Origin of the sequence: Vibrio pectenicida, assembly GCA_024347015.1 — a bacterium.
In the GTDB taxonomy this organism is placed as follows: Bacteria; Pseudomonadota; Gammaproteobacteria; order Enterobacterales; family Vibrionaceae; genus Vibrio; species Vibrio pectenicida.
The window spans coordinates 1,956,809-1,977,476 of sequence record AP024889.1 but is presented as its reverse complement, the minus strand read 5'-3'; the positions used below and the strand labels follow the sequence as shown (position 1 = coordinate 1,977,476).

At 41.8% G+C, this 20,668-nt stretch carries 17 protein-coding genes and 1 pseudogene; 8 read left to right on the top strand and 10 right to left on the bottom strand.

Features of this window, described 5'->3' with window-relative positions; translation table 11 throughout:
* Positions 1-45: 45 nt before the first annotated feature.
* Positions 46-1,653, bottom strand: a complete 1,608-nt coding sequence (locus tag OCV27_RS09205) for a BCCT family transporter (protein WP_125322693.1) — start codon at positions 1,651-1,653, stop codon at positions 46-48.
* A gap of 451 nt (positions 1,654-2,104) precedes the next feature.
* Here OCV27_RS09205 and OCV27_RS09200 point away from each other — a divergent pair, with 451 nt between their 5' ends.
* The 3 genes and pseudogenes from OCV27_RS09200 to OCV27_RS09190 all read left to right on the top strand — a co-directional run bounded on the left by OCV27_RS09200 (position 2,105) and on the right by OCV27_RS09190 (position 3,539).
* Positions 2,105-2,506: a VF530 family protein gene (locus OCV27_RS09200; RefSeq protein WP_125322692.1), complete on the top strand. Its 402-nt coding sequence runs from the start codon at positions 2,105-2,107 to the stop codon at positions 2,504-2,506.
* 105 nt (positions 2,507-2,611) lie between these two features.
* A pseudogene (locus tag OCV27_RS09195) lies at positions 2,612-3,142 on the top strand (GNAT family N-acetyltransferase).
* Between the two features lie 25 nt (positions 3,143-3,167).
* A complete protein-coding gene (locus OCV27_RS09190; protein ID WP_125322691.1) occupies positions 3,168-3,539 on the top strand; it encodes a nuclear transport factor 2 family protein in 372 nt (123 codons plus the stop codon).
* Between the two features lie 142 nt (positions 3,540-3,681).
* On the opposite strand, the gene OCV27_RS09185 is transcribed toward OCV27_RS09190, so the two are convergent.
* Positions 3,682-4,563, bottom strand: a complete 882-nt coding sequence (locus OCV27_RS09185) for a DMT family transporter (RefSeq protein ID WP_125322690.1) — start codon at positions 4,561-4,563, stop codon at positions 3,682-3,684.
* Between the two features lie 441 nt (positions 4,564-5,004).
* Between OCV27_RS09185 and OCV27_RS09180 the strand changes: the two genes are divergently transcribed.
* Positions 5,005-5,955, top strand: coding sequence for an OmpA family protein (locus OCV27_RS09180; protein ID WP_125322689.1), 951 nt, complete (start codon positions 5,005-5,007; stop codon positions 5,953-5,955).
* 388 nt (positions 5,956-6,343) lie between these two features.
* Here the strand turns inward: OCV27_RS09180 and OCV27_RS09175 are convergent, their stop codons facing one another.
* The 3 genes from OCV27_RS09175 to OCV27_RS09165 form a co-directional block, all read right to left on the bottom strand.
* Positions 6,344-6,682, bottom strand: a complete 339-nt coding sequence (locus tag OCV27_RS09175; RefSeq protein ID WP_125322688.1) for a HopJ type III effector protein — start codon at positions 6,680-6,682, stop codon at positions 6,344-6,346.
* Between the two features lie 129 nt (positions 6,683-6,811).
* A complete protein-coding gene (locus OCV27_RS09170) occupies positions 6,812-7,084 on the bottom strand; it encodes a hypothetical protein (RefSeq protein ID WP_337969047.1) in 273 nt (90 codons plus the stop codon).
* Between the two features lie 161 nt (positions 7,085-7,245).
* Positions 7,246-8,355: an FAD-dependent monooxygenase gene (locus OCV27_RS09165; protein WP_125321949.1), complete on the bottom strand. Its 1,110-nt coding sequence runs from the start codon at positions 8,353-8,355 to the stop codon at positions 7,246-7,248.
* Positions 8,356-8,604: 249 nt separating this feature from the next.
* Here OCV27_RS09165 and OCV27_RS09160 point away from each other — a divergent pair, with 249 nt between their 5' ends.
* Entirely contained in the window at positions 8,605-9,516 is a 912-nt protein-coding gene (locus OCV27_RS09160; protein ID WP_125321951.1) for an N-acetylmuramoyl-L-alanine amidase, read from the top strand.
* Positions 9,517-9,558: 42 nt separating this feature from the next.
* On the opposite strand, the gene OCV27_RS09155 is transcribed toward OCV27_RS09160, so the two are convergent.
* The 3 genes from OCV27_RS09155 to OCV27_RS09145 are packed head-to-tail and all read right to left on the bottom strand — an operon-like array spanning position 9,559 to position 12,368.
* Positions 9,559-10,014 (bottom strand): tellurite resistance TerB family protein, encoded by a 456-nt coding sequence (locus OCV27_RS09155; protein WP_125321952.1) that lies wholly within the window; start codon positions 10,012-10,014, stop codon positions 9,559-9,561.
* Between the two features lie 42 nt (positions 10,015-10,056).
* Positions 10,057-12,000, bottom strand: a complete 1,944-nt coding sequence (locus tag OCV27_RS09150; protein WP_125321954.1) for an alkaline phosphatase D family protein — start codon at positions 11,998-12,000, stop codon at positions 10,057-10,059.
* Complete coding sequence (locus OCV27_RS09145) at positions 12,000-12,368, bottom strand: VC1380 family protein (RefSeq protein WP_125321956.1); 369 nt, start codon at positions 12,366-12,368, stop codon at positions 12,000-12,002. The genes OCV27_RS09150 and OCV27_RS09145 overlap by 1 nt, the downstream gene beginning before the upstream one ends.
* Before the next feature lie 162 nt (positions 12,369-12,530).
* Between OCV27_RS09145 and OCV27_RS09140 the strand changes: the two genes are divergently transcribed.
* From OCV27_RS09140 to OCV27_RS09130, 3 genes are all read left to right on the top strand, one after another.
* Complete coding sequence (locus OCV27_RS09140) at positions 12,531-13,808, top strand: MipA/OmpV family protein (protein ID WP_125321994.1); 1,278 nt, start codon at positions 12,531-12,533, stop codon at positions 13,806-13,808.
* A 143-nt stretch (positions 13,809-13,951) separates the two neighbouring features.
* On the top strand, positions 13,952-17,881 hold the full coding sequence (gene hrpA, locus OCV27_RS09135) for an ATP-dependent RNA helicase HrpA (RefSeq protein WP_125321958.1): 3,930 nt from the start codon (positions 13,952-13,954) through the stop codon (positions 17,879-17,881).
* A gap of 131 nt (positions 17,882-18,012) precedes the next feature.
* On the top strand, positions 18,013-18,513 hold the full coding sequence (locus OCV27_RS09130) for an outer membrane beta-barrel protein (RefSeq protein WP_125321960.1): 501 nt from the start codon (positions 18,013-18,015) through the stop codon (positions 18,511-18,513).
* 87 nt (positions 18,514-18,600) lie between these two features.
* Here OCV27_RS09130 and trpA read toward each other — a convergent pair whose 3' ends face one another.
* Complete coding sequence (trpA, locus tag OCV27_RS09125) at positions 18,601-19,407, bottom strand: tryptophan synthase subunit alpha (protein ID WP_125321962.1); 807 nt, start codon at positions 19,405-19,407, stop codon at positions 18,601-18,603.
* The gene (trpB, locus tag OCV27_RS09120; RefSeq protein WP_125321964.1) at positions 19,407-20,597 is read right to left on the bottom strand and encodes a tryptophan synthase subunit beta; all 1,191 of its coding nucleotides are present in this window, start codon (positions 20,595-20,597) and stop codon (positions 19,407-19,409) included. Before trpB ends, trpA begins: the two co-directional genes overlap by 1 nt.
* Between the last annotated feature and the right edge of the window lie 71 nt (positions 20,598-20,668).

Genomic DNA, 20,668 nt, shown 5'->3' with positions numbered 1-20,668 from the left:
TACCGGCTCTATTTAAAATCCAATAACGGTATATTTTGCATTGAATCAATGCTGGTTTACGATAAGCCCTTGTTCACGAGCCATTTGATAAGCAATACGGGGTGCTTGCCATAAACAAGGGAGTAAAATGAACGAAACCGGTACAGCGGTCACTACGATGAAAGACTGCAATGCAGAGATACCACCTGAACCCATAGAGATAAGCGCTATGGCAACCACTCCCATGATCACACCCCAGAAAGCTCGTACTAACGGGTTTGGTTCGGTTGAACCCGTCATAACTACGCTAATGGTGTAGGTCATTGAGTCACCAGTGGTAACGATAAAGGTAGTGGTTAGAATTAAAAACAGAACTGCGATTAATAGCGGTGCTGGTAGTTGATTGGTGATAGCCAGCAAGACCGCAGGTAGATTAAAACCTTCGAATGCCGTAGTGATGCTACCAGGGTTGGCAAGTTCAAGTGCCAAACCACTGCCACCGACCACACTGAACCAGAAGCAAGTGATCAGAGGTGCAACCACGCTAATGGCTAAAATTAGCTGGCGAATACTACGGCCACGCGAGATTCGAGCAATGAAAATCGCCATCATTGGGCCATAACCAATGAACCAACCCCAGAAGAACACAGTCCAAGAACCTAACCAGCCGGTATCTTGACGGAACAAAGCTAATGACGCAAAGTTATTCACCATTCCACCTACACCCTGTAAGTAGCCATCAATGATGAAACTGGTTGGGCCAAACAGTAGAATAAAACCAATCAAACCAACCGCGAATATGATGTTATACCGGCTGATAATTTGAATGCCTTTGTTGACACCACTCAATGCAGAAAGCGTGTACATGACAATGGCTAATACGATGACTATGGTTTGAGATAATAAATTATTATCAATGCCAAATAAGTCATTAAGTGCATAACTAAGTTGCAGACCCAGAAAACCGATTGGGCCTATCGTACCAGCCGCTACGGCAATAATGCTGCAAGCATCGACAACATTCCCAAGCCAACCATTAATTGCTTTATCGCCAAGTAGAGGGTAAAGCAGAGTTCTTGGTTTAAGTGGTAAGCCTTTATCGTAATGTAAGTGCATCAAAACAATGGATGACAAACCACCAAGAATCGCCCATGCAAGAAAACCCCAGTGTAGGAATGACTGAGACAAAGCATTTACTGCCATGTCTTCTATATTGGTCTCACCATAAAATGGTGGGGGAGAAACAAAGTGCGCAATAGGTTCAGCTGCGGCCCAAAATACACCACCGCCAGCAAGTAAGGTACATAATACAATCGACATCCATTTAAAGGTGTCAATTTCAGGTACATTCAACCCGCCTAGTTTTACATCACCTGTCCGGCTTATAGCTAAAAATAGACCAACAACAAAATTTAGCAGTAGTAATACTTGCCAGAAAGCGCCAAACCATTTTGTTGCGTATGTGAAGCTAGTGGAGACGATGGAGGAAAGCAAATCAGTATTGACTATTGCAAGTAACACAAACAACATCAAAAAACTGCCGCTGAGCCAAAAAACTGGATTATTGAATTCTAATTTCTGACTAAAAGAATGAGACGTTAGAGGGCTAGGTTGAGCAGAGTCTTTCGATGAAACTTCTAATGAGTTTTCTACTATATGTGTCATATCTGACATAAATCGTTCACTATTTTGGGTAATGATGGCTGATGCATAAATTTACACAGAACTAAAAGTGTGAGGTACATCAAAAAAAGGCCGGCTACAATACCACAAAAATCGTGTGCAAAGCTAAAAATTACAAAATAGTTACTTAATAAATAGGAATAGATGTAAAGCACAAGGGAATAAATGGTTATACAGGCCTATGGAAGGTGATGATATTTTTGGGGGCATCATATGCTTTGTATGATCTCTGAAGCTAATGAAACTAACATTCATTGTTATGCTGGCTTGGCTTTGTTTTACCTCCTTTATTTTACCTCAAAGGTGACTCAAATTAGGGAAAGAAGGAGAACTCTGCTAGAATCCGCGGCTTTGCTTTCTTGATAACGCAATATATCGCCTTATTGAGAGCGTAAACCACACCAGCCAGGACCTCGGTTCGTTAGATATTTGGAAACTCGTTATGATGACGGATGAAGAAAGAATTGAATTACAGCAAAATAATCCTTTGCACGGTCTTAAGTTAGACACCATGATCCAAGAGCTGGTCGATTTTTATGGCTGGGACATTCTCGATACGGCCATGCGTTTTAACTGTTTTCATATCAACCCATCGGTAGCGAGCAGCGTTAAGTATCTCAAAAAGACTGATTGGGCGAGAGAAAAGCTCGAGAATTTTTACCTATATCGCTTTAAGCGCATGCCTCGCGCCTCTAGTGAAGAGTTTGACTTACCGCCCCGAGCGCGAACTTTTCCACATGATCTTAAACCCAAAGAACCAATGGTATTGACGGTGGACTCAATTTTAGCATCACAAGCAAAAGCAGCATCGTCGCACAAAGAGCGTTCATCTCGCCGTCGTTAATACCTGAGCCACGTTTGTTCTGAAAAACGTGGCATTTAACGATTGCTGGTATCACTGCCAGCAATCAAATCAATAATAAGTAACTCATCGGGTACAGAGTAATAAATGGAAGTAGTAGAAGCGGAAAAACGGATTTAGAACCATTCTTTATTTATCTTGAAAATCAGCTGTCTGAAAATGGCAATGGAGAAATTCCTTTTTTCCAGCCGATGTCCAGAGAGCAAAAAAAATTCCAGAGCCAACAAAAGAAAAATTTATCCAAGGGTTTGCTCATCAGTTCGGAGGAAACTTTGGGTCGTTAAAAATAAATTTGGCAATATCAAAGGTCATATTGATCTTCGTCACCACAATGTTGAAAGCCGTTCTCACAGAGTTTTACTTGGTATGGGCGTAGATGCTTCTTGTCGTAAGCAAGGCCTTGGTCAAAGACTCATTGATGTCGTTATAGATTTCTGCCAAGAAAAAGTAGAAATTGATTGGCTTGATCTTTGTGTGTTGTCAGGCAATATTCCAGCAAAGAATCTCTACCTTAAAACAGGGTTCAGCTTCGTGGGGGAGTTCAAAGATCAATATAGAATCGATGGTCTATCAGTTTCAGAGATAGCTATGACAAAGTACGTTAAAAAACACTCATAGCAAGGCGTTATATATTGGAGCAATTATGGACGTTCTCATTGAACAGGAAATCGCTTTACACCAATACGAAACTAGGCAAAACCTTGATGAAGTAGCAAGGTTACTTCATCCGAGTTTTAATGAAGTCGGTCGTTCTGGGCGCAGTTTTAATTATGCTTCTATTGTAGAAATAATGCAAAGTGAAAAGCCATCTTTGGGGTATATTCACTCACAGGGATACGATTGTATCCAGCTAGCTCCTTCTGTTCAGTTACTTTTGTATAAATCCGCTTGGGTTTCAGATACGGGTGAAATCAACACTTTTTCAAAGCGTTCTTCTATCTGGGTATTTACTGGGCAAGGTTGGCAAATGAAATACCACCAAGGTACCCCATGTTCCGAGTTCGAACTTATATAGTTGAATGCTAGAACAAATAAAGGGACTGGCTTACCTAACAGTAATTTAAAGGACATGTATAGTCACCTCGAATTAATCTGCTGTATGTCCTGAATTAATTACACCAAGGCAGGCGAAAACCGCTCCCGAACAGCGCTTCAACCTATTGCCACACGACGAGGATGGCAGCAATTGAAAGTAAGATAAGTGCAGCAATATCTTTACGAGCAAGCTTTTGGCCTAACCAGAAATACGATATCAAAATCATAAAGACGACTTCTATCTGACCTAATGTTTTGACGTAAGGTACAGCTTGAAGTGACATAGCGCTAAACCAGCCAAGAGAACCAATCACACTCGATAGGCTGGTCATGATCACCAGTTTCGATTTGCTTAACATTTGTCGAAATGTGTTTCGCTCTCGAAAGAAAATAAAGACAGAGATAATCAATGTCTGAAGTGTGATGACTAAGAATAACACCCAAGCAGCACTGTGAGGAAAAGGCAGCCCTATATTCAAGCTGGCTTCACGTACCCAAAGAGAGGTCAACGCAAATGCGGTACTGCAGGCCATGCCTAAGAAAAAAATCGTGGGAGATAGGCTTCGCCAACCAGCAGAACTGCTCATGACTAGCACGCCCAATGTCCCAATAAGCACACCTATCCAACCCGTCGCAGACAAGACTGAGCCAAAAAACAACACAGCAAGAACCGCTGAAACGGGCGCTTCACATTTCGCAAGTCCCGCCCCGATTGCGTAGTTTTCCCGCTTAAATAAAACGACCATCAATCCGGTCGCAATGATCTGCATAATGGCCGCTGCAATAATGTATACAGTAAACACACCGGAAAAGTCCGGGGTTTTGACGGGCTGCCACTGATAGAGTACATAAAGATATAGAGCGGCGATGGGGCCTGCCCAAATAAAACGAGCGAGTGTGACGCCTGCCACACTCATTGTGCCACTTAGTTGGCTTTGAAAGGCATTACGCCAAGATTGGCTGAAGGCGGCAAGCACGGTAAAAGCTATCCAGAGAAAAGACATAATTCTTCTATAAACAATATAAATTACTGACTATTATAACGAAATTCCATCTATAAAAATATTTGAGTTTCCTATAAGTATTGGGATACGTTATTGAGTGGTTGTCCAACACAGGCGTGTCGAATACGTCCAATTAAACGAAATAGCGCTGAATTATGTACAACACATCCGTGCAAACGCCAGCACTCTTATAGATTGAGACTTAGGTAGGAATCGCTTAGAAATGTGGTTCAGTGTCAAGGTCGAGAAATAAGAGAGGAGACATACCTAAAGTACGAAAAACTATCCTGTTGAATGTTTAAATCTTTGCTAGTTCAAACAAAATTTAGATATAAATTTCTCCAAGTCACTCTTACTTCGATGTAATCAGTTTATTTTATGCAATTAAGTTACTATTATGTCGTTGCCTATTTTTTGAAATGAAAGATAAAAGGAATGAACATGAGAAAACTCGCAGTGACAATTTCAACGTCACTTATTGTCTTGAGCAATACCGTAAATGCTTTGCCCTATGTGGGGGCAAAAGTTGGATATACTTGGATTGATGATGAATGTCAGGTTGGATACCTATGTGATGACGATAAGTCAGGATCTGTGGGCATATATGGAGGTTATACATTTAATAACTTTTTAGCGATAGAAGCGGGTTATGACTACCTTGGGAAGTTTACGGGCGCAGGTTTATCAGATGATAGTATTGATGCTTTTACCTTAGCACCCAAGCTTACTTTTGGTATTAATGATGCGGTCAATGTCTATGGAAAGCTTGGTGGGGCTTATGTTAATTACGGTGATAAAAGTGATGAGTCTTTTTTGGGCGCGCTAGGTTTAGAGTTTGATGTAATAGAAAACGGTTCTATAAGAGTAGAATATCAATCATTGACGGATATTAACAATGACATTGTTCGGGCAAAGGCTAATACTGCCTATATCGGGTTTTCTTACCGTTTTGGAGGGAATAAGCAGGAAGCTGCCGCTAGTGAATATAAGGAGGAAGTTGAGAAAAACACTCTTGCCACACCACTTCCAACCAAAACCTTTCAAGCCACGTTATTGAGTAATACTTTTGAGTCCAGTAGTAGTCAGCTAAAGTCAGAGAGTTTGAGTCAGCTTGATGAACTTGTAGAATTTCTCGAAAAATATCCACAGGCTCAAGTCAACATAACGGGTTATACAGACTCATCCGGAGCAGAAAGTTCCAACCAAGTATTATCTGAGAAGCGTGCTAAAGCTGTTGCTAAAGTCCTGACTGATCGCGGTATTAGCCCAGACAGATTGACGGCTACAGGTAAAGGTGAAAGTGGACCTATAGCTAGTAATGATACACTAGAAGGTCGAGCCAAAAATCGTCGTGTAGAAATTTCAGTGCCTGAATTTGAATATCAGCAGTGAGTGGCAAATGTAAAGTGACGGTATCGTATTGATGACATGATCATCAATACGATACCTATATTTTCAAATGCTTAAAAAATAACACTGAAAAGGACAAGCACTTTCAGCTTTCTTTTCTGTCCTGCCCTTGTTTTAGCGTATTCCATGTTCTTGATCAATTTTCTCAATAAAAAAAAGGCATCTGACTGCATATTTATTGGCGTTTTTATAATCACTTAGTTTTATATTTTTGCAACTTAATCGGACTGAAGTGCCTGTCATGGTATGTTTTACATTGTGCTAGTTGAAGATGAGCGCCCAGAAATGGGCGTTCGAGTTAGCCTTAGTTTATATTCTTCGAGTATGCTCGTACTGTATGCTAGTCATTATTGGCTTTATATTCAATTGTTCACTTTTCAGTTAATGCAACACCGTCAAAGTGAATACCTGCCCAGCCGTGTTGGATAAAATTACGGATGTTAGCGTGATCGCAACCATTTGGATTATTTAAAACATCATCACGATAGAACTGGCCGAAGCAAGCTAAGGTTGATGACTCATCCAAACCTTGCATTTGCGCGAAAGCAAAAATCTTACAAGAGCCATTGTTTTTTCCTGCTTGATTTTGAGTTACTCCGTTTACAAAGTTAACTGGGTGAAAGTCAAAATGCTCGTCTATCAATTGTATTGACTGCTCAAACATAACGTCATTAGGTGCTGTGGTCAGTCGTTTTAGAAACTTATCCATTTATCTTTTTCCTTACCGTTGAATAGACTAACTACTATATCACTAGGCAAAGAGGAAGTTAGGCTACAAGTGGCAAAAAGCACCATTTGTGGATATATGACTTTGCGAGTTGAGCAGAACACAGCTCTCTTACTTTATTCTAAGTTCTTTTCGCATCATGGCAACAATGTCCGTATGGTTTAAGGCTTTATCATGTTCCATGGATTTTATTGCTTGGTAGATATCATGAGAGGCGGTTAAAGCAGCATAATCAGAGGCTTTTTTAACCTCACCCGCATTTAATAGAGACAAAATTTCTAAATAATTTTGCAGTTTTTCTTGATGTTTATCTTTGAGCAATGGGAATAAAATCCGCAAAAAATATCCCATTAACAGCATTGAAAGAAAAGATATAATTGACATGAATATCATCATAAGTTTTTAGCCTATTGGTTTTTCATAAATAATTTTTTCTGGGCTATGAGCTTCTGTGTTTGACAAGCAAAGAAGCTGTCGTAGATGAAGAAAACCAAGCACACAGAGTGTGTGAACGTATCAACTGGGCCCAGTGTGCTGTGGTTATTCTAAAACGGTGAACGGCTGTTAACTTCAGTAAACTGATGGTACAACTGGGCAACTTCTGCTGGGTTAAATGCCTCTGTATAGGTCAGCTCACTCAAGCGATGGGTGATGTTTTGTAATTCATGGGCGCGTTGCTGGGCTCTATGTTGGTAGCGTACTAATGCTTGAGGAATATCGAAGAAGTTTGAAGCCAGGCTCTGGGCAAGGATGAACGCATTTTCGATACCAAGGCTAAAACCAATCCCCATCGTTGGGAGAACCGCGCAGCAGGCATCGCCAAGTAGGACTACATTATCACGTGACCATTGTTCAAATGGTGCAATATCAACCAGTGAAGATGGTAAAATTTGCTCCTCTGGTGTTTGCTTAATCATCTCCAGCAAGTAAGGGGAGTAATGGGCAAACTGGTCGAGTATTTTTTGCTTATCTAATGTCTCACCTGATTCTACTTTACAGGCTGCAAACCAATATTTTCCTTGGGTCTCTCGGTTATAGGTGTAGGTCACAATGCGTGACTGCATGCCAGCAAAAACATAGCATTCGTCATCGCTCAAGGCTGGGTTGTGGTAGTCAACCATGCCGCGGCAGCAATAAACGTTGGGTTGGCGAAGAGTGACGTCAGGAGCAACATATGTTCTTACCTGAGAAAATACACCATCAACACCGACAATGACATCGGCAACCAGTGGTTGACCATTGATTAGTATGGTGTCACTTTCAACGGTGCAGTGCTGGCTAGTGATAATATTATCCGCCCCATAGGCGTCAAGCAGTAATTGGTAGAGATCGCGACGATGGAATAAACCCACATCCGCATTGACTTTGCTACCTGTTTGGCGCATAGAAAGCTGGTTCAAGATATCGGAATTAAACGTTGCTGTGGTGATGAGATCAACTGTGTTACCTATGGCTTTTACTTTCGCGGCATCGGTGAGTGCGGCGAGGACCTGCATTCCTTCCGGCCACATAATGATGCCAGTGCCATCAATCCGAGGCTTATTTGATTTTTCATAAACGGTCGCTTCGATGCCGAACATGCGCAGAGATAGTGCGAGGGCAAGGCCATTTAAACCCGCTCCGACGATTGCGACATTCAGAGATTTCTTATCCATTGGTTACTTTTTATTGTTTATACTGCTTGAAAGGTAACAGGATCCAGAGAGACTTAATAGGTAAGGGGATGTTTTTTCTTATGATTCAATGCAAAGTTAATCTTTAAGAGAATGTGTGTGGTTTTATTTAATGATATTTATACTTTTTAGAGAGTTTGATAAGCCGATCGTTTATAAGAAATACTACGTTTGGAACGGATAGGGTGAGAAATAAAATGCTTTGTCTGGTGCTAATGAGAAAGATGGATAATGATGAAAAAAACAATCAGTAATATAGGTAAGGCTTCTTTTTTAGCTGTGGCATTAATGGGCACCTCAGCTTGCTCGTCTTTTATTAATATGGATACTCCCAACAAAAATGATAGAGTTCAATCGGTCGTGATTCATTATACCCAAGAGAACACAGCGAAAACTCTAAAGTTATTTAGTACTCCAGAAGCCAGTGTCAGTGCGCATTTTGTGGTGACGGAAGAAAAGGTCTACCAACTTGCCGACTTAAACGAGCGAGCATGGCATGCAGGAAAAAGCTATTGGCGCGGTAAAAGTGCTCTTAATGATACATCAATTGGTATTGAGTTAGTGTATGAAGTAGATTGTAATGACGTGGATAATATTGGTTACGCTGCTGAGAAAATGACTTGCTTGTATCCTGATTATCCACCCGCTCTTGTGGTGAACCTTATTAAAGTTTTAGATAAGATTTATCAGGCTTATCCAAATATAAACCCGGTTAATATTGTTGCTCATCAGGATATTGCACCAACAAGAAAAAGCGATCCTGGGCCTAAATTTCCTTGGCAGTATGTATATAGTCAAGGCTATGGAGCCTGGTATAACAGTGACGATTACTTAATAGAGTACAGTAAGCTTGAGTCGCAAGAACTAAGTAGTGATATTTTCTATAAGGCGCTTGAGTTTTATGGTTATCAGCCAGCACAGACTTCAAACCATACAGACATTATTAAAGCATTTCAAACTCACTTTACGCCGTGGTTAATCAGTGGAGAAGTAAGCAAAGAAAGTATGGCTGCTGTTCTGGCACTATTAAAGAAATATCAACCAGATCAATATCTTGAGTTAACGTCAGAAATGGATGGATTTATGTTACTTGAGCCTGATAACACTCAGTGCCCCTCTCAATCCGAGGAATGCAGCCAATAACATAATAAAATTGTGATTTGGTGATAATACCTAGCCTTCGAACTAAGTATTATCACCTTCTATAACCTGGAGTTTTGCGCGAATGAACTCACTATGATCAACATAAATCAGTTCTGCTGTTTTTCGAATTACAGCGTCTTCTAGTGGATCAATTTCACCATCGGCATTAGCGACTTCCCACATAGACTTAACTAAGTCAAAACGCGTATCTTGGCTTAATTCGCGAAGTTGAGAAGTAAACTCATATAAAGAGGCAGACTGACGGCTTTTGGTTTTGGCATGAGATAATAGCTCAGCCGCTTCTTCGCTGTTTATCTTCAGCAGTCGTGCTAAGAGTGTATTCTGAGCCTGATTTTCAGCGTCGTTAGTTTTATGATCTGCATTGGCGACTTCGCAGAGTAAGCACGCTATCGCTAAGTTTGGATTTGTACTTTCATGCTTGCCGAGATCGTGGCCTTCGACTAACTGCTTAAAAAGAGTCGATATAGAGTTCAACATGTAATATACCTCAAAATATTGTGTTATTTCTATAAATAGTGACTATTCTCGGCGAGCACAAGTACTTTGACAAAAAGATGACGTTTCATTGAGCGGAGGAAAGTCGATTTCTTTTCCATCCCCAGTCAAAATGGAGATGCGTTTTGGTTTACCATGTTCATCAAGCTTTAACTCCCCAACCGCACTGGCATTAACCAAATAACGAGAACTCTGTGTGCTTGGTTGACGCTTTTTAACCTTGAGTCGCTTACGTTTAGTAAAAAAATTGAGTGGTGAGCCCGGTGAGTAAAGTACTCTATCTAAGTGATCGCAATAGCCCAGTAAAGGTTCAGGAAACTGGTTTTTAAAACCACTAGAGGTTATCTGATAAATATTTGGGCTAGAACGTCGAAAACGCAGCTTAATATCATAGGCAAAAGAGTAATGCACATCACCGGAGAGTATGACAAAATTACTTGGCGTTTTGGTATGTGTGAAGATACTCAGCAAGGTGTTAGCACTTCCTCTATGGGCCATCCAGTTTTCAGCATCGATGACTAAAGGTTGCCCCATCATTGTCATGCCCTTTTGTAGAGCTTCAATAAACTTAACACCAAACATGGGGGCAGGGGATACGACAATCACTTTGTCTTGATACATCAACTCTTGTTGAAACTCGATCAGTGCTTCCCAGTCCATTAAGCCAGAGGGCTTATTCATTCGAGATTCAGATCGCCAGCGCCGAGTTCGTGTATCGAGCACAACGACCTTAGGGGAGGTATCAATAGTAAAATGCCAACGTTCAAAACTGTACAAATAACGAATTAGGTCGCGGTGGTGCTGTTCACTCGGTTGTTTGAAATAGCCCAAGGCAAGAGATAAAAACTCTTGGTTAAAGTTATCTGGCTGATTTCCCCAGCCTTGGCACAGCCAGTACGCAATTAAAGCATTACCGATGATTTGATGCGAAAAGGGGTTAGTGTAGGCCGCTTTTTCCCAACCTATGGTTAAGTTCCAGTCGTCTGTCACGTCATGATCGTCGAAAATCATGTAGGTTGGAATATGAGCCAATAGCCGCTGAACTTGTGGTAAGCCTTCAATAAAGCCTGCTATTCGTTCGCTCTCTCCTTGCCATTTTTGCTGATAACGGGCAGAGATTGTCTTGCCATTGGGAGCAAACCCTTTGTCTTGGAGACGTGTTCGATTTAAATATGGCCAAAGTGTTGGTGACCAAACCAGTAAATACATCGCGAAATATTCTGCAAAGGTGATGAGGTGGTTTTCACTCTCACGCGCACTAAATACCGGAATATGTCTTTTGGGTAATAATTTTCTTATCCATGTTTCCTCACCAAAGTGATGAGGTAATATTTTATCTCGGCCGTAAAAGCAATCTGGATGTTGATATAGGTCTGTAGATGAAGCTATAGGGCCTTCAGCAAAAGTTTCGTTAGGTAAGCCTAAGAGATCTATTGTTTGCAATACAGCATCAAGCATAGGCCCTGAAACGTGGTCAGCATAGATCTGATCTCCACCCATCACCAGCATGTCAGGTCTTTCACTTAGCGGTTGCTTTTCCAGCTTGGTGTCTATCGACACCAAAGCATCTTTACTAGGATGATCAGGATTGCGGCAAGAGCCATGCAAAATATAATCAGCTTTGGTTGAAATTTTAAACGTTAATGCAGTTTCATCATCATGCAGTAAGTGCGGGTATAGTTGACTAAGTGGCCCTTCTTGGGTATTGAATTCGTAACTCAGTGCTACGTTTGTCGGGAAATTATATTTGAATTGCGCCAAAGTCACGTAGCAATGAGTGCCAACCTGGACTTGATGACACTGATTAAGAAGTTGCTCAAATATAATACCTTGATCAGGCTCATGATTAAGGAAGAATTGCCCTTCAAGTGGGCGGCTAGTGACTAACCAGAAAACCAACTCCTTGGCAGAGGATTTTCTTAATATGGGGCCAGCTAATAGGAAAGGGAGTTCAGGTTCTATCTTCATTAAATATCTGTTGGATCCTTTGGTACTTCTGGGTCTTCTAATATCTCTATGATTTCTGAGCTCGACATTTCATGACCCATGAGAAATAACGCCAGCATAGCATCAGCTTTGGTTTTTGTGTCAGAACTTTCATCGAGAATGAACTCAAACTTTTTGCGAATCATCTCTATCTCGTGTTCAACAAAACCACGGCCTTCTTCGTCCCCTTGCATTTCTTCAGGCGCATTATCGAATTCAAGGAACAGCATTTCTTGGTCGAGGTGAGTGTTGACCAAGCGTTCTGGCAACCAAATGTCCCCGGTTACAATTTCAGGGTCCTGAGTTTCATCAATTGAGTCGAATATTTTCTTTAAGTCTGATGCTTTCACGATTTTTTTAAATTAAGTCAACATATACTCTTATATTAACGGTGAATTGCACTTAGCGATAAGTAAAAACGCATTTAGTTTTATCGGTTAAGTGTAATTTTGTGTGTCCTGCTATTTTTAGGCATAAAAATGAACAGCATACAGACATATTCAGTGCTGATGATGTTAATAACAACTCCTACCAGCTTTTTTTTTGCAAAAGCGCAAGAGCAAACGTGGGGAATAGCTGCGGTTTATCGGACTGCATCCATTCCATTTGAAACTGCCGACAACGATCAGGTTGTCGGAACTTTTGTACCCATGATGTTCTTTGAAAATGAGCAGGTATTTATTGATGGATTAGAAGGAGGGCTTCACCTCTACCAATCGCAAGATGATAGTGTGGAGTTCAACGTATTGACTCGATTGAGGTTCGTCGATATCCCCTCTTCCGCGCAAAATACCAATGGAGGCGATACCGTCGATTTTGGGGGTCAACTGAGTTATTCCTTAGCAGGTGAGTGGCAAGTGAATACCGAGCTAATGACAGACGATGAGTTTCGATTTCATGCTAATTTGAGTTTGGAAGGTGAGTATGAACATGGAGATTGGCAACTCAGCCCTTTTGCAGAACTTAGGTATAAGGATGCTGATTTTAATACACATTATTATACCTTTTCAGATTCGGCAGACGAAAAAATTGGAGCAGGTATGGACTTTAGAATTGGTCTAGATGCTCGTTATCATGTCTATTCCAATCTTTATTTGCTCGGTTCTACCAGTGTGCGCCGTCTAGATACTAATGCTTATCGATCTTCAACTGTCGAAGATCGATATCAAGGCGAGGTGTTTGTTGGTTTTGGTTTATTTAATGATAAATCTAATCCGTCTGATTCAAATTTGACGAACGCAAGATATATACGCATAGGCCATGGGTGGGCGACACCTTCAAATATTGGTGACATTCTAACGCTCGATGTGGAGTCAGATAGCTATAACAATCAAATGACATCATTTTTCTATGGTTACCCACTCACCGACCAGTTGTTTGGGGTACCAATCGATCTTTACTTTACCCCTGGCATCGCACATCACTGGTCTTCAGCAGTGCAATCAGCTAGCACGGAGTATGTGGCAGCAATTAAAGCATATTATACGATAGAGTGGCCTTTTGAATGGAGAGTTGGCTTTGCAGAAGGCATTTCTTTTATCGACAGTATTACTTATATCGAGCAAGCAGAAATGGACGAGAAAGGGTACAATGCGAGTAATCTTCTCAACTACCTAGATTTATCTATTGATGTGAATATCGGACATTTGTTTGACTATTCTGAGCTAAACAATATGTGGTTTGGCTATTCAATACACCACAGAAGCGCGATATTTGAGCAGGCCTCTCAATATGGCCGAATCAAAGGGGGGAGTAACTACAACACACTTTACCTGCAGTTCGAGTTTTAGCCCTAGTTTCATTTTAGTCTTGGTTTCAAAGTAGTTTAAGTTATTATTTCAACCTCTTTAAAGTCATTGGATTAGAGATATTTTTACTGTCTGTTGTGATACAATGTTCGCAGTTTTATGGAGTAAAAAGAATAGGTAATGCTTTGACGTCGTCACAGCCCAAAACACATCCCAATGCTGAGTCTAAAGCCCAAGCAAATTCAGCATCTTCTTTGCGTCACGCTTTAAGTCATTGCATGTTTAAAGATAGGTTTCGTCTGAGTAAGCGTATCTCTGGTGCAAATAAGATTAAAAAAGAGCAATCACGCCATGCGGTATTTGATGAAATCGCACTAGATATTGCCAAATCTATGCTTGAAGTTGAGCAAAGAACCAACTTCAAGCCGACGATTGATTATCCCGAAATATTGCCTGTTAGCCAAAAAAGAAGTGATATTGCGCAAGCGATAGAAGCAAATCAGGTGGTTATTGTTGCCGGAGAAACGGGCTCAGGAAAAACGACCCAGTTACCTAAAATTTGTGCAGAGCTTGGTCGTGGACAGTATGGCCTGATTGGGCATACTCAACCGAGACGTCTTGCAGCGCGATCGGTTGCTAGCCGTATTGCCGAAGAGATGGAGACAAAACTTGGTGACTTTGTTGGTTATAAAGTTCGGTTTAATGACCAGATTTCTGATCAAACACAGATTAAGTTGATGACCGATGGTATCTTGCTGGCTGAAATTCAGCATGATCGTTTTTTAAGTCAGTATGACACCATCATTATCGATGAAGCGCACGAACGAAGCCTGAATATTGATTTTATTATGGGTTATCTTAAAGAGCTTTTGCCGCGCCGCCCTGAACTGAAAGTTATTATCACCTCTGCGACAATCGATCCGCAGCGTTTTTCTAAGCACTTTAATGATGCCCCTATCATTGAAGTTTCTGGGCGTACTTACCCTGTCGAAACACGTTATCGTCCTTTGTATGGAGAGGACGATGTTGAACGCGACCAGCTAGAAGGTATCTTTGAAGCGGTTGATGAGCTGTGTGATGAAGGATTAGGCGACATTCTCATTTTTATGAATGGTGAGCGTGAAATTCGCGATACTGCTGATGCACTTGGTAAAAGAAATTTAAAGAGTACTGAAATAGTTCCTCTTTATGCTCGACTCTCAGCAGGTGAGCAGAACAAGATTTTTCAACCACATGCAGGTCGCCGGATTGTACTTGCTACAAATGTAGCTGAAACATCTTTGACTGTACCGGGGATTAAATATGTTATTGATCCCGGAACCGCTCGTATTAGCCGCTATAGTTACCGTACCAAGGTACAGAGACTACCTATTGAGCCTATTTCACAGGCCAGTGCAAATCAACGTAAAGGACGTTGTGGCCGGGTAGAGGAAGGCATTTGTATTCGCTTGTATTCAGAACAAGATTTTGAGTTACGCCCAGAGTTTACCGACCCTGAAATACTGCGCACCAATCTTGCTTCAGTCATATTGCAGATGACGGCACTTGGTCTTGGAGATATCCAAGCTTTTCCGTTTGTTGAAGCTCCGGATAAGCGCAACATTCAAGATGGTGTACGCCTTTTGGAAGAACTGGGTGCTATCAATGAGAATGCTAAGGATCCGAAGAAGTCGCTTACTCCTATGGGTAGGCAGCTTGCTCGTGTGCCGATTGATCCTCGTTTAGCGCGTATGGTGCTTGAAGCACCAAAATATGGCGCGCTAAAAGAAGTGATGATCATTGTTTCTGCCTTGTCGATTCAGGACCCCAGAGAAAGACCAAGCGATAAACAGCAGTCTTCTGATGATAAACACAAACGCTTTGTCCATGAAGAGTCGGATTTCCTGACCTTTGTCAATCTTTGGGACTATGTTCAGAAGCAGCAAAAAGCTCTGTCGGGTAATCAATTCCGTAAGCAGTGTAAGCAAGATTTTCTTAATTATCTCAGGGTTCGAGAATGGCAGGATGTGTACTTTCAGATCCACCAATCGATGCGTGAGATGGAATACAAACTTAATGATGAACCTAGCAGCTATGAAAAAGTACATAGCGCCATTCTAGTTGGGCTTCTTTCTCATATTGGTGTGAAGGACCAAGAGAAGAATGAATACCAGGGTGCACGTAATGCTCGCTTCCATATTTTCCCAGCTTCAGGCTTGTTCAAAAAGCAGCCCAAGTGGATAGTGTCGGCTGAGTTGGTTGAGACGTCCAAATTATGGGGCAGGATTATTGCGAAGGTCCAACCTGAATGGGTTGAACCGCTTGCCAAGCATTTGATTAAAAGAAGTTATAGCGAACCTCATTGGTCGAAGAAACGCGCCGCTGTGATGGCACATGAAAAAGTCATGCTCTACGGAGTACCTATCGTTCCTAAACGCTTGGTGAACTACGGAAATATCGACGCCACGGTAAGCCGAGAGTTATTTATTCGTAGCGCTTTGGTTGAGGGGGAGTGGGAAACTAAGCATGCTTTCTTTAAGACAAATCGTAAGCTACTACAGGAAGTGGAACAACTTGAGCATAAATCGCGTCGTCGAGATATTTTGGTCGATGATGATGAATTATTTGACTTCTACGATCAACGTATTGGAACCGAGGTTGTATCCGGCAGTCACTTTGATTCTTGGTGGAAGAATGCGTCTCAGGACAATAGTGAGCTTCTCAACTTTGAAAAAGAGATGCTTGTTAAGGGGGATGCTAGCCATGTTACAGATTTGGACTATCCCAATTTTTGGCATCAGAACGGCTTAAAGTTAAAACTCAGCTATCAGTTCGAGCCTGGTGAAGATAATGACGGTGTTACGGTTCATATTCCTCTGCCGGTTCTCAATCAGGTTGAGCCGTTTGGTTTTGACTGGCAAATCCCAGGTTTGAGGCATGAGCTGGTGGTGAGTCTCATTAAGTCACTGCCAAAAACAATTCGTAAGAACTTCGTACCTGCACCAAATTATGCCGATGCATTTCTTGCTCGTGCGACGCCTGTTGAAAGCTCAATTTTAGATTCGTTAGAGAAAGAGCTTCGTCGTATGACAGGTTTTGAGGTATTACGTCAAGACTGGAATCTCGCACAGTTGCCTGACCATCTTAAAGTGACGTTCCGTGCTGTTGACCATAGGAACCGAAAGTTAAAAGAAAATCGCGATCTCTATCTTTTGAAAGAGAGTCTAAAAGATAAGGTTCAGGAAACACTGTCAAAGGTCGCTGATGATGACATAGAGCAGAGAGATCTAAAAAGCTGGAGCTTTGGTGAGCTGCCTAAAGTCTATCAACAGAAACGTGGTGGCTATGAGGTTAAAGCTTATCCGGCAATTGTCGATTCAAAAGATAGTGTTGAAATTAAGCTGTTTGAAACCGCAGATGAACAGAATTTAGCTATGCAATCAGGACAACGTCGTCTGATTTTACTTAATGTTCCATCTCCGATTAAATATTTGCATGGCCATTTACCGAATAAATCTAAACTTGGTCTTTACTTTAATCCGTACGGCAAAGTGTTGGATCTCATTGACGATTGTATTGCTTGTGGCGTTGATAAGTTAATTGAAGAAAAAGGTGGGCTAGTTTGGCAACCAGAAGAGTTCGAGCAACTTAAAGAACATGTTCGTGCTGAGTTGGATGACACAGTTGTTGAGATTGCTAAACAAGTTGAAGTAATTTTGACGACAGCCTTCAATATTAACAAAAAATTGAAAGGTAAGATTGATTTCTCTATGGCATTCGCCTTATCTGATATAAAAGCACAAATTGAAGGACTGATCTTCAAAGGTTTTGCGACAGAGTGCGGTTGGAAGCGTTTACCTGATATACTTCGTTATCTGCAAGCGATTGAAAAACGAATGGAAAAATTGCCAATCGATCCTAACAAGGATCGCCTGCACATGCTTAAAATTGAATCTGTTGCCAACAATTATCAAGAGCTACTGAATAAAATCCCTAAAGGGTTAATGATTCCGGAGAAAGTGAAAGAGGTTCGGTGGATGCTTGAAGAGCTGCGGGTCAGCTATTTTGCTCAGCAGTTGGGTACACCTTATCCGGTTTCGGATAAAAGAATCAAAAACACGATTGATGATTGTTAGCATAGTTTAAAGTTGGAAAATCGCCTTGGGTACGTAATTTGCTTTATTGTAAAAAATAGTAAACTTTTTGACTGGGATAGGCAGAGGATTGCCGTAGCAGTTTCTGTCATGGAAAATAGAGAAGGCTAAATATGAAAAAATCACTACTCGCGCTGGCATTGCTTAGTGCTTCAGCAACTGTATCGGCAGACTCGTTGATTTACGGCGGGGCTAGCGTTGGACAAACAGACTTAAATGGTGAGTCAACGACATCTTATAATGTTCACGTTGGGACAGGTATTCTACCTTTCATTGGTCTTGAAGCGGGCTATCAAGACCTCGGTAAGTTTGATCGCGTAGATTATAACGGTATCAAAACCAACCTAACGGGCAGTGCTATTTATTTTGCTGCAAAACCAAGCATTGATTTTGGTCCACTGCATGTCTACGCAAAAGCTGGATTGCATTCTTACAATTTGAAAGCAGATGGTGGGTTTGATGAAGATGAAATTGACGTGACTTACGGCGTGGGTGCCGAGTATTTTGCTGCAGGTCCTGTCCCGATTTCATTTGGTGTAAGTTACAATGTATTTGGCATGAAAGAAGACGATATTACCAACTTTTCGCTTAATGCGACTATCCACTTCTTATAAAGTGTCTTGTCATGTTTAACAAAAAAGCTTGGCTGTTGTAAGCCAAGCTTTTTTTGTTATGTTGTACTATGTGCATAGACACATCAGTTACTTCTGTGTTGCCGCTTTCATCGGTGAAACAAACTTAGATAGCTGCACCAGCATTTCTTCTGGTTCATCTGTGTGTGTTTCTATGATTTTAACAACCGCTGACCCTGAAATCGCTCCTGCTGCACCCGCATCAATAGCCTGTTTTACTTGCTCTGGTGTTGAGATACCAAAGCCGAGTAAGGCGGGTGGGGCATCGTATTGATTGAGCCTGTCGAGTAAGTCACTTACTGGCATATTGGCTTTTGTTTCTGCACCTGTAACACCAGAGCGAGAGAGAAGGTAGGTGTACCCGCCGCCTAATTCTGCTACTGATTTTAATGTATCGTCGGATGCTGTAGGTGGCGCAATAAAAATAGGTTCAACGCCATGTTTTTTTGCCGATGCCACAAACTCAGCACTTTCATTTGTTGGGGCATCTGCAATCAACACGGAATCAATACCAGCGTCTGAGCAGCTCTGATAAAAACTATCAATACCTCGTGCGTAGACCAAGTTAGCATACATCAATAAGCCTATTGGTAGTTCAGGGTGTTTTTCCCGAATTTTTGCTATTAATTCAAAGCAGATGCTGGGTGTTGCCCCCGCTTCTAGAGCTCGGATATTGGCACCTTGAATTGTTGGACCATCAGCCAATGGGTCGGAAAAAGGAATACCGAGCTCGAGCGCATCTGCACCAGCTTCGACTAGCGTTTCCATTATTTTTAAGGACTGATCTGGGTTAGGGTCGCAAACGGTGACAAAAGGAACAAATGCGCCTTGGTTTTGCCCGTTTAAGCGTGCAAACATAGATTCATAACGGCTCATTAGATCACCCCTTTTTCTTCTAGAATGGCATGTACGGTGAAGATATCTTTGTCTCCGCGTCCTGATAGGTTGACAACCAGTAACTGTTCTTTCTCTGGGTTATCACGAGCCATACGGAGGGCGTGAGCAAGAGCGTGTGAAGACTCAAGGGCTGGAATGATACCTTCACTGCGAGCTAACTCCTGAAAGGCGTCTAAGGCTTCATCATCGGTAACATTGTCATATTCGGCGCGACCAATCGCATTTAAATGCGCGTGCTGCGGCCCTACAGATGGGAAGTCTAAGCCTGCAGAAACAGAATAAGACTCTTCGACTTGGCCATTGCTATCTTGCATCAGTGGTGCTTTCATACCAAAGAAGATGCCAGTTTTGCCATGTTTTAGTGGAGCGCCATGTTGGTCGGTGTCAATGCCTTTACCAGCAGGTTCAACCCCAATCAGACGAACATCTTCTTCCTCGATAAAGTCTGCAAACATACCAATAGCATTAGAGCCTCCACCGACACAGGCAATAATTGCATCTGGAAGGCGTCCTTCACGAGCTAAGATTTGGTTCTTTGTTTCTTCACCAATCATACGCTGAAATTCACGCACTATGGTTGGAAATGGGTGTGGTCCAGCCGCTGTGCCCAGTAGGTAATGGGCTTGCTCATAGGTTGCTGACCAATCGCGAAGGGCTTCGTTACAAGCATCTTTTAGCGTGGCCGAACCTGAGTGAACAGGGATCACTTCTGCCCCCATCAACTTCATTCGAAACACATTAGGGCTTTGACGCTCTACGTCTTTAGCGCCCATGTACACTCGACATTTCAAACCTAATAAAGCGCAGGCTAGGGCAGCTGCTACGCCATGTTGGCCCGCTCCGGTTTCGGCTATGATTTCGTTTTTGCCCATACGCTTAGCAAGCAATGCTTGGCCAAGTACTTGGTTGGTTTTGTGTGCACCGCCATGGAGAAGATCTTCTCGCTTTAAGTAAAGTTTAGTGTTTGTCCCTTTTGTTAAATTGCGTGTTAGGGTCAAAGCGGTAGGGCGACCAGCATATTCTTGTAGTAAGCCCATAAACTCACTACGAAAATTGGGATCGTCTTGAGCATCGATGAAAGCTTGCTCAAGCTGTTCAAGTGCTGGAACGAGAATTTGTGGCACGTACTGACCACCATATTCGCCAAAGTAGGCATCAAGTTTTGCCATTGTTTTATTCCTTTAATTCTAGGTGGAGTAGTTCATTGAGGCTCCACCAACATCTTCTTATCTAAAGCCTT

What these genes read in the sequence shown, in the direction of transcription:
- OCV27_RS09155 (WP_125321952.1), bottom strand. Translation starts at nt 10,014, where the DNA reads ATGTTGAACTCTATATCGACTCTTTTTAAGCAGTTAGTCGAAGGCCAC.
- trpA (WP_125321962.1), bottom strand. Translation starts at nt 19,407, where the DNA reads ATGAGCCGTTATGAATCTATGTTTGCACGCTTAAACGGGCAAAACCAA.
- trpB (WP_125321964.1), bottom strand. Translation starts at nt 20,597, where the DNA reads ATGGCAAAACTTGATGCCTACTTTGGCGAATATGGTGGTCAGTACGTG.
- OCV27_RS09185 (WP_125322690.1), bottom strand. Translation starts at nt 4,563, where the DNA reads ATGTCTTTTCTCTGGATAGCTTTTACCGTGCTTGCCGCCTTCAGCCAA.
- OCV27_RS09200 (WP_125322692.1), top strand. Translation starts at nt 2,105, where the DNA reads ATGATGACGGATGAAGAAAGAATTGAATTACAGCAAAATAATCCTTTG.
- OCV27_RS09205 (WP_125322693.1), bottom strand. Translation starts at nt 1,653, where the DNA reads ATGTCAGATATGACACATATAGTAGAAAACTCATTAGAAGTTTCATCG.
- OCV27_RS09130 (WP_125321960.1), top strand. Translation starts at nt 18,013, where the DNA reads ATGAAAAAATCACTACTCGCGCTGGCATTGCTTAGTGCTTCAGCAACT.
- OCV27_RS09175 (WP_125322688.1), bottom strand. Translation starts at nt 6,682, where the DNA reads ATGGATAAGTTTCTAAAACGACTGACCACAGCACCTAATGACGTTATG.
- OCV27_RS09150 (WP_125321954.1), bottom strand. Translation starts at nt 12,000, where the DNA reads ATGAAGATAGAACCTGAACTCCCTTTCCTATTAGCTGGCCCCATATTA.
- OCV27_RS09170 (WP_337969047.1), bottom strand. Translation starts at nt 7,084, where the DNA reads ATGTCAATTATATCTTTTCTTTCAATGCTGTTAATGGGATATTTTTTG.
- OCV27_RS09180 (WP_125322689.1), top strand. Translation starts at nt 5,005, where the DNA reads ATGAGAAAACTCGCAGTGACAATTTCAACGTCACTTATTGTCTTGAGC.
- OCV27_RS09140 (WP_125321994.1), top strand. Translation starts at nt 12,531, where the DNA reads ATGTTAATAACAACTCCTACCAGCTTTTTTTTTGCAAAAGCGCAAGAG.
- OCV27_RS09165 (WP_125321949.1), bottom strand. Translation starts at nt 8,355, where the DNA reads ATGGATAAGAAATCTCTGAATGTCGCAATCGTCGGAGCGGGTTTAAAT.
- OCV27_RS09160 (WP_125321951.1), top strand. Translation starts at nt 8,605, where the DNA reads ATGATGAAAAAAACAATCAGTAATATAGGTAAGGCTTCTTTTTTAGCT.
- OCV27_RS09190 (WP_125322691.1), top strand. Translation starts at nt 3,168, where the DNA reads ATGGACGTTCTCATTGAACAGGAAATCGCTTTACACCAATACGAAACT.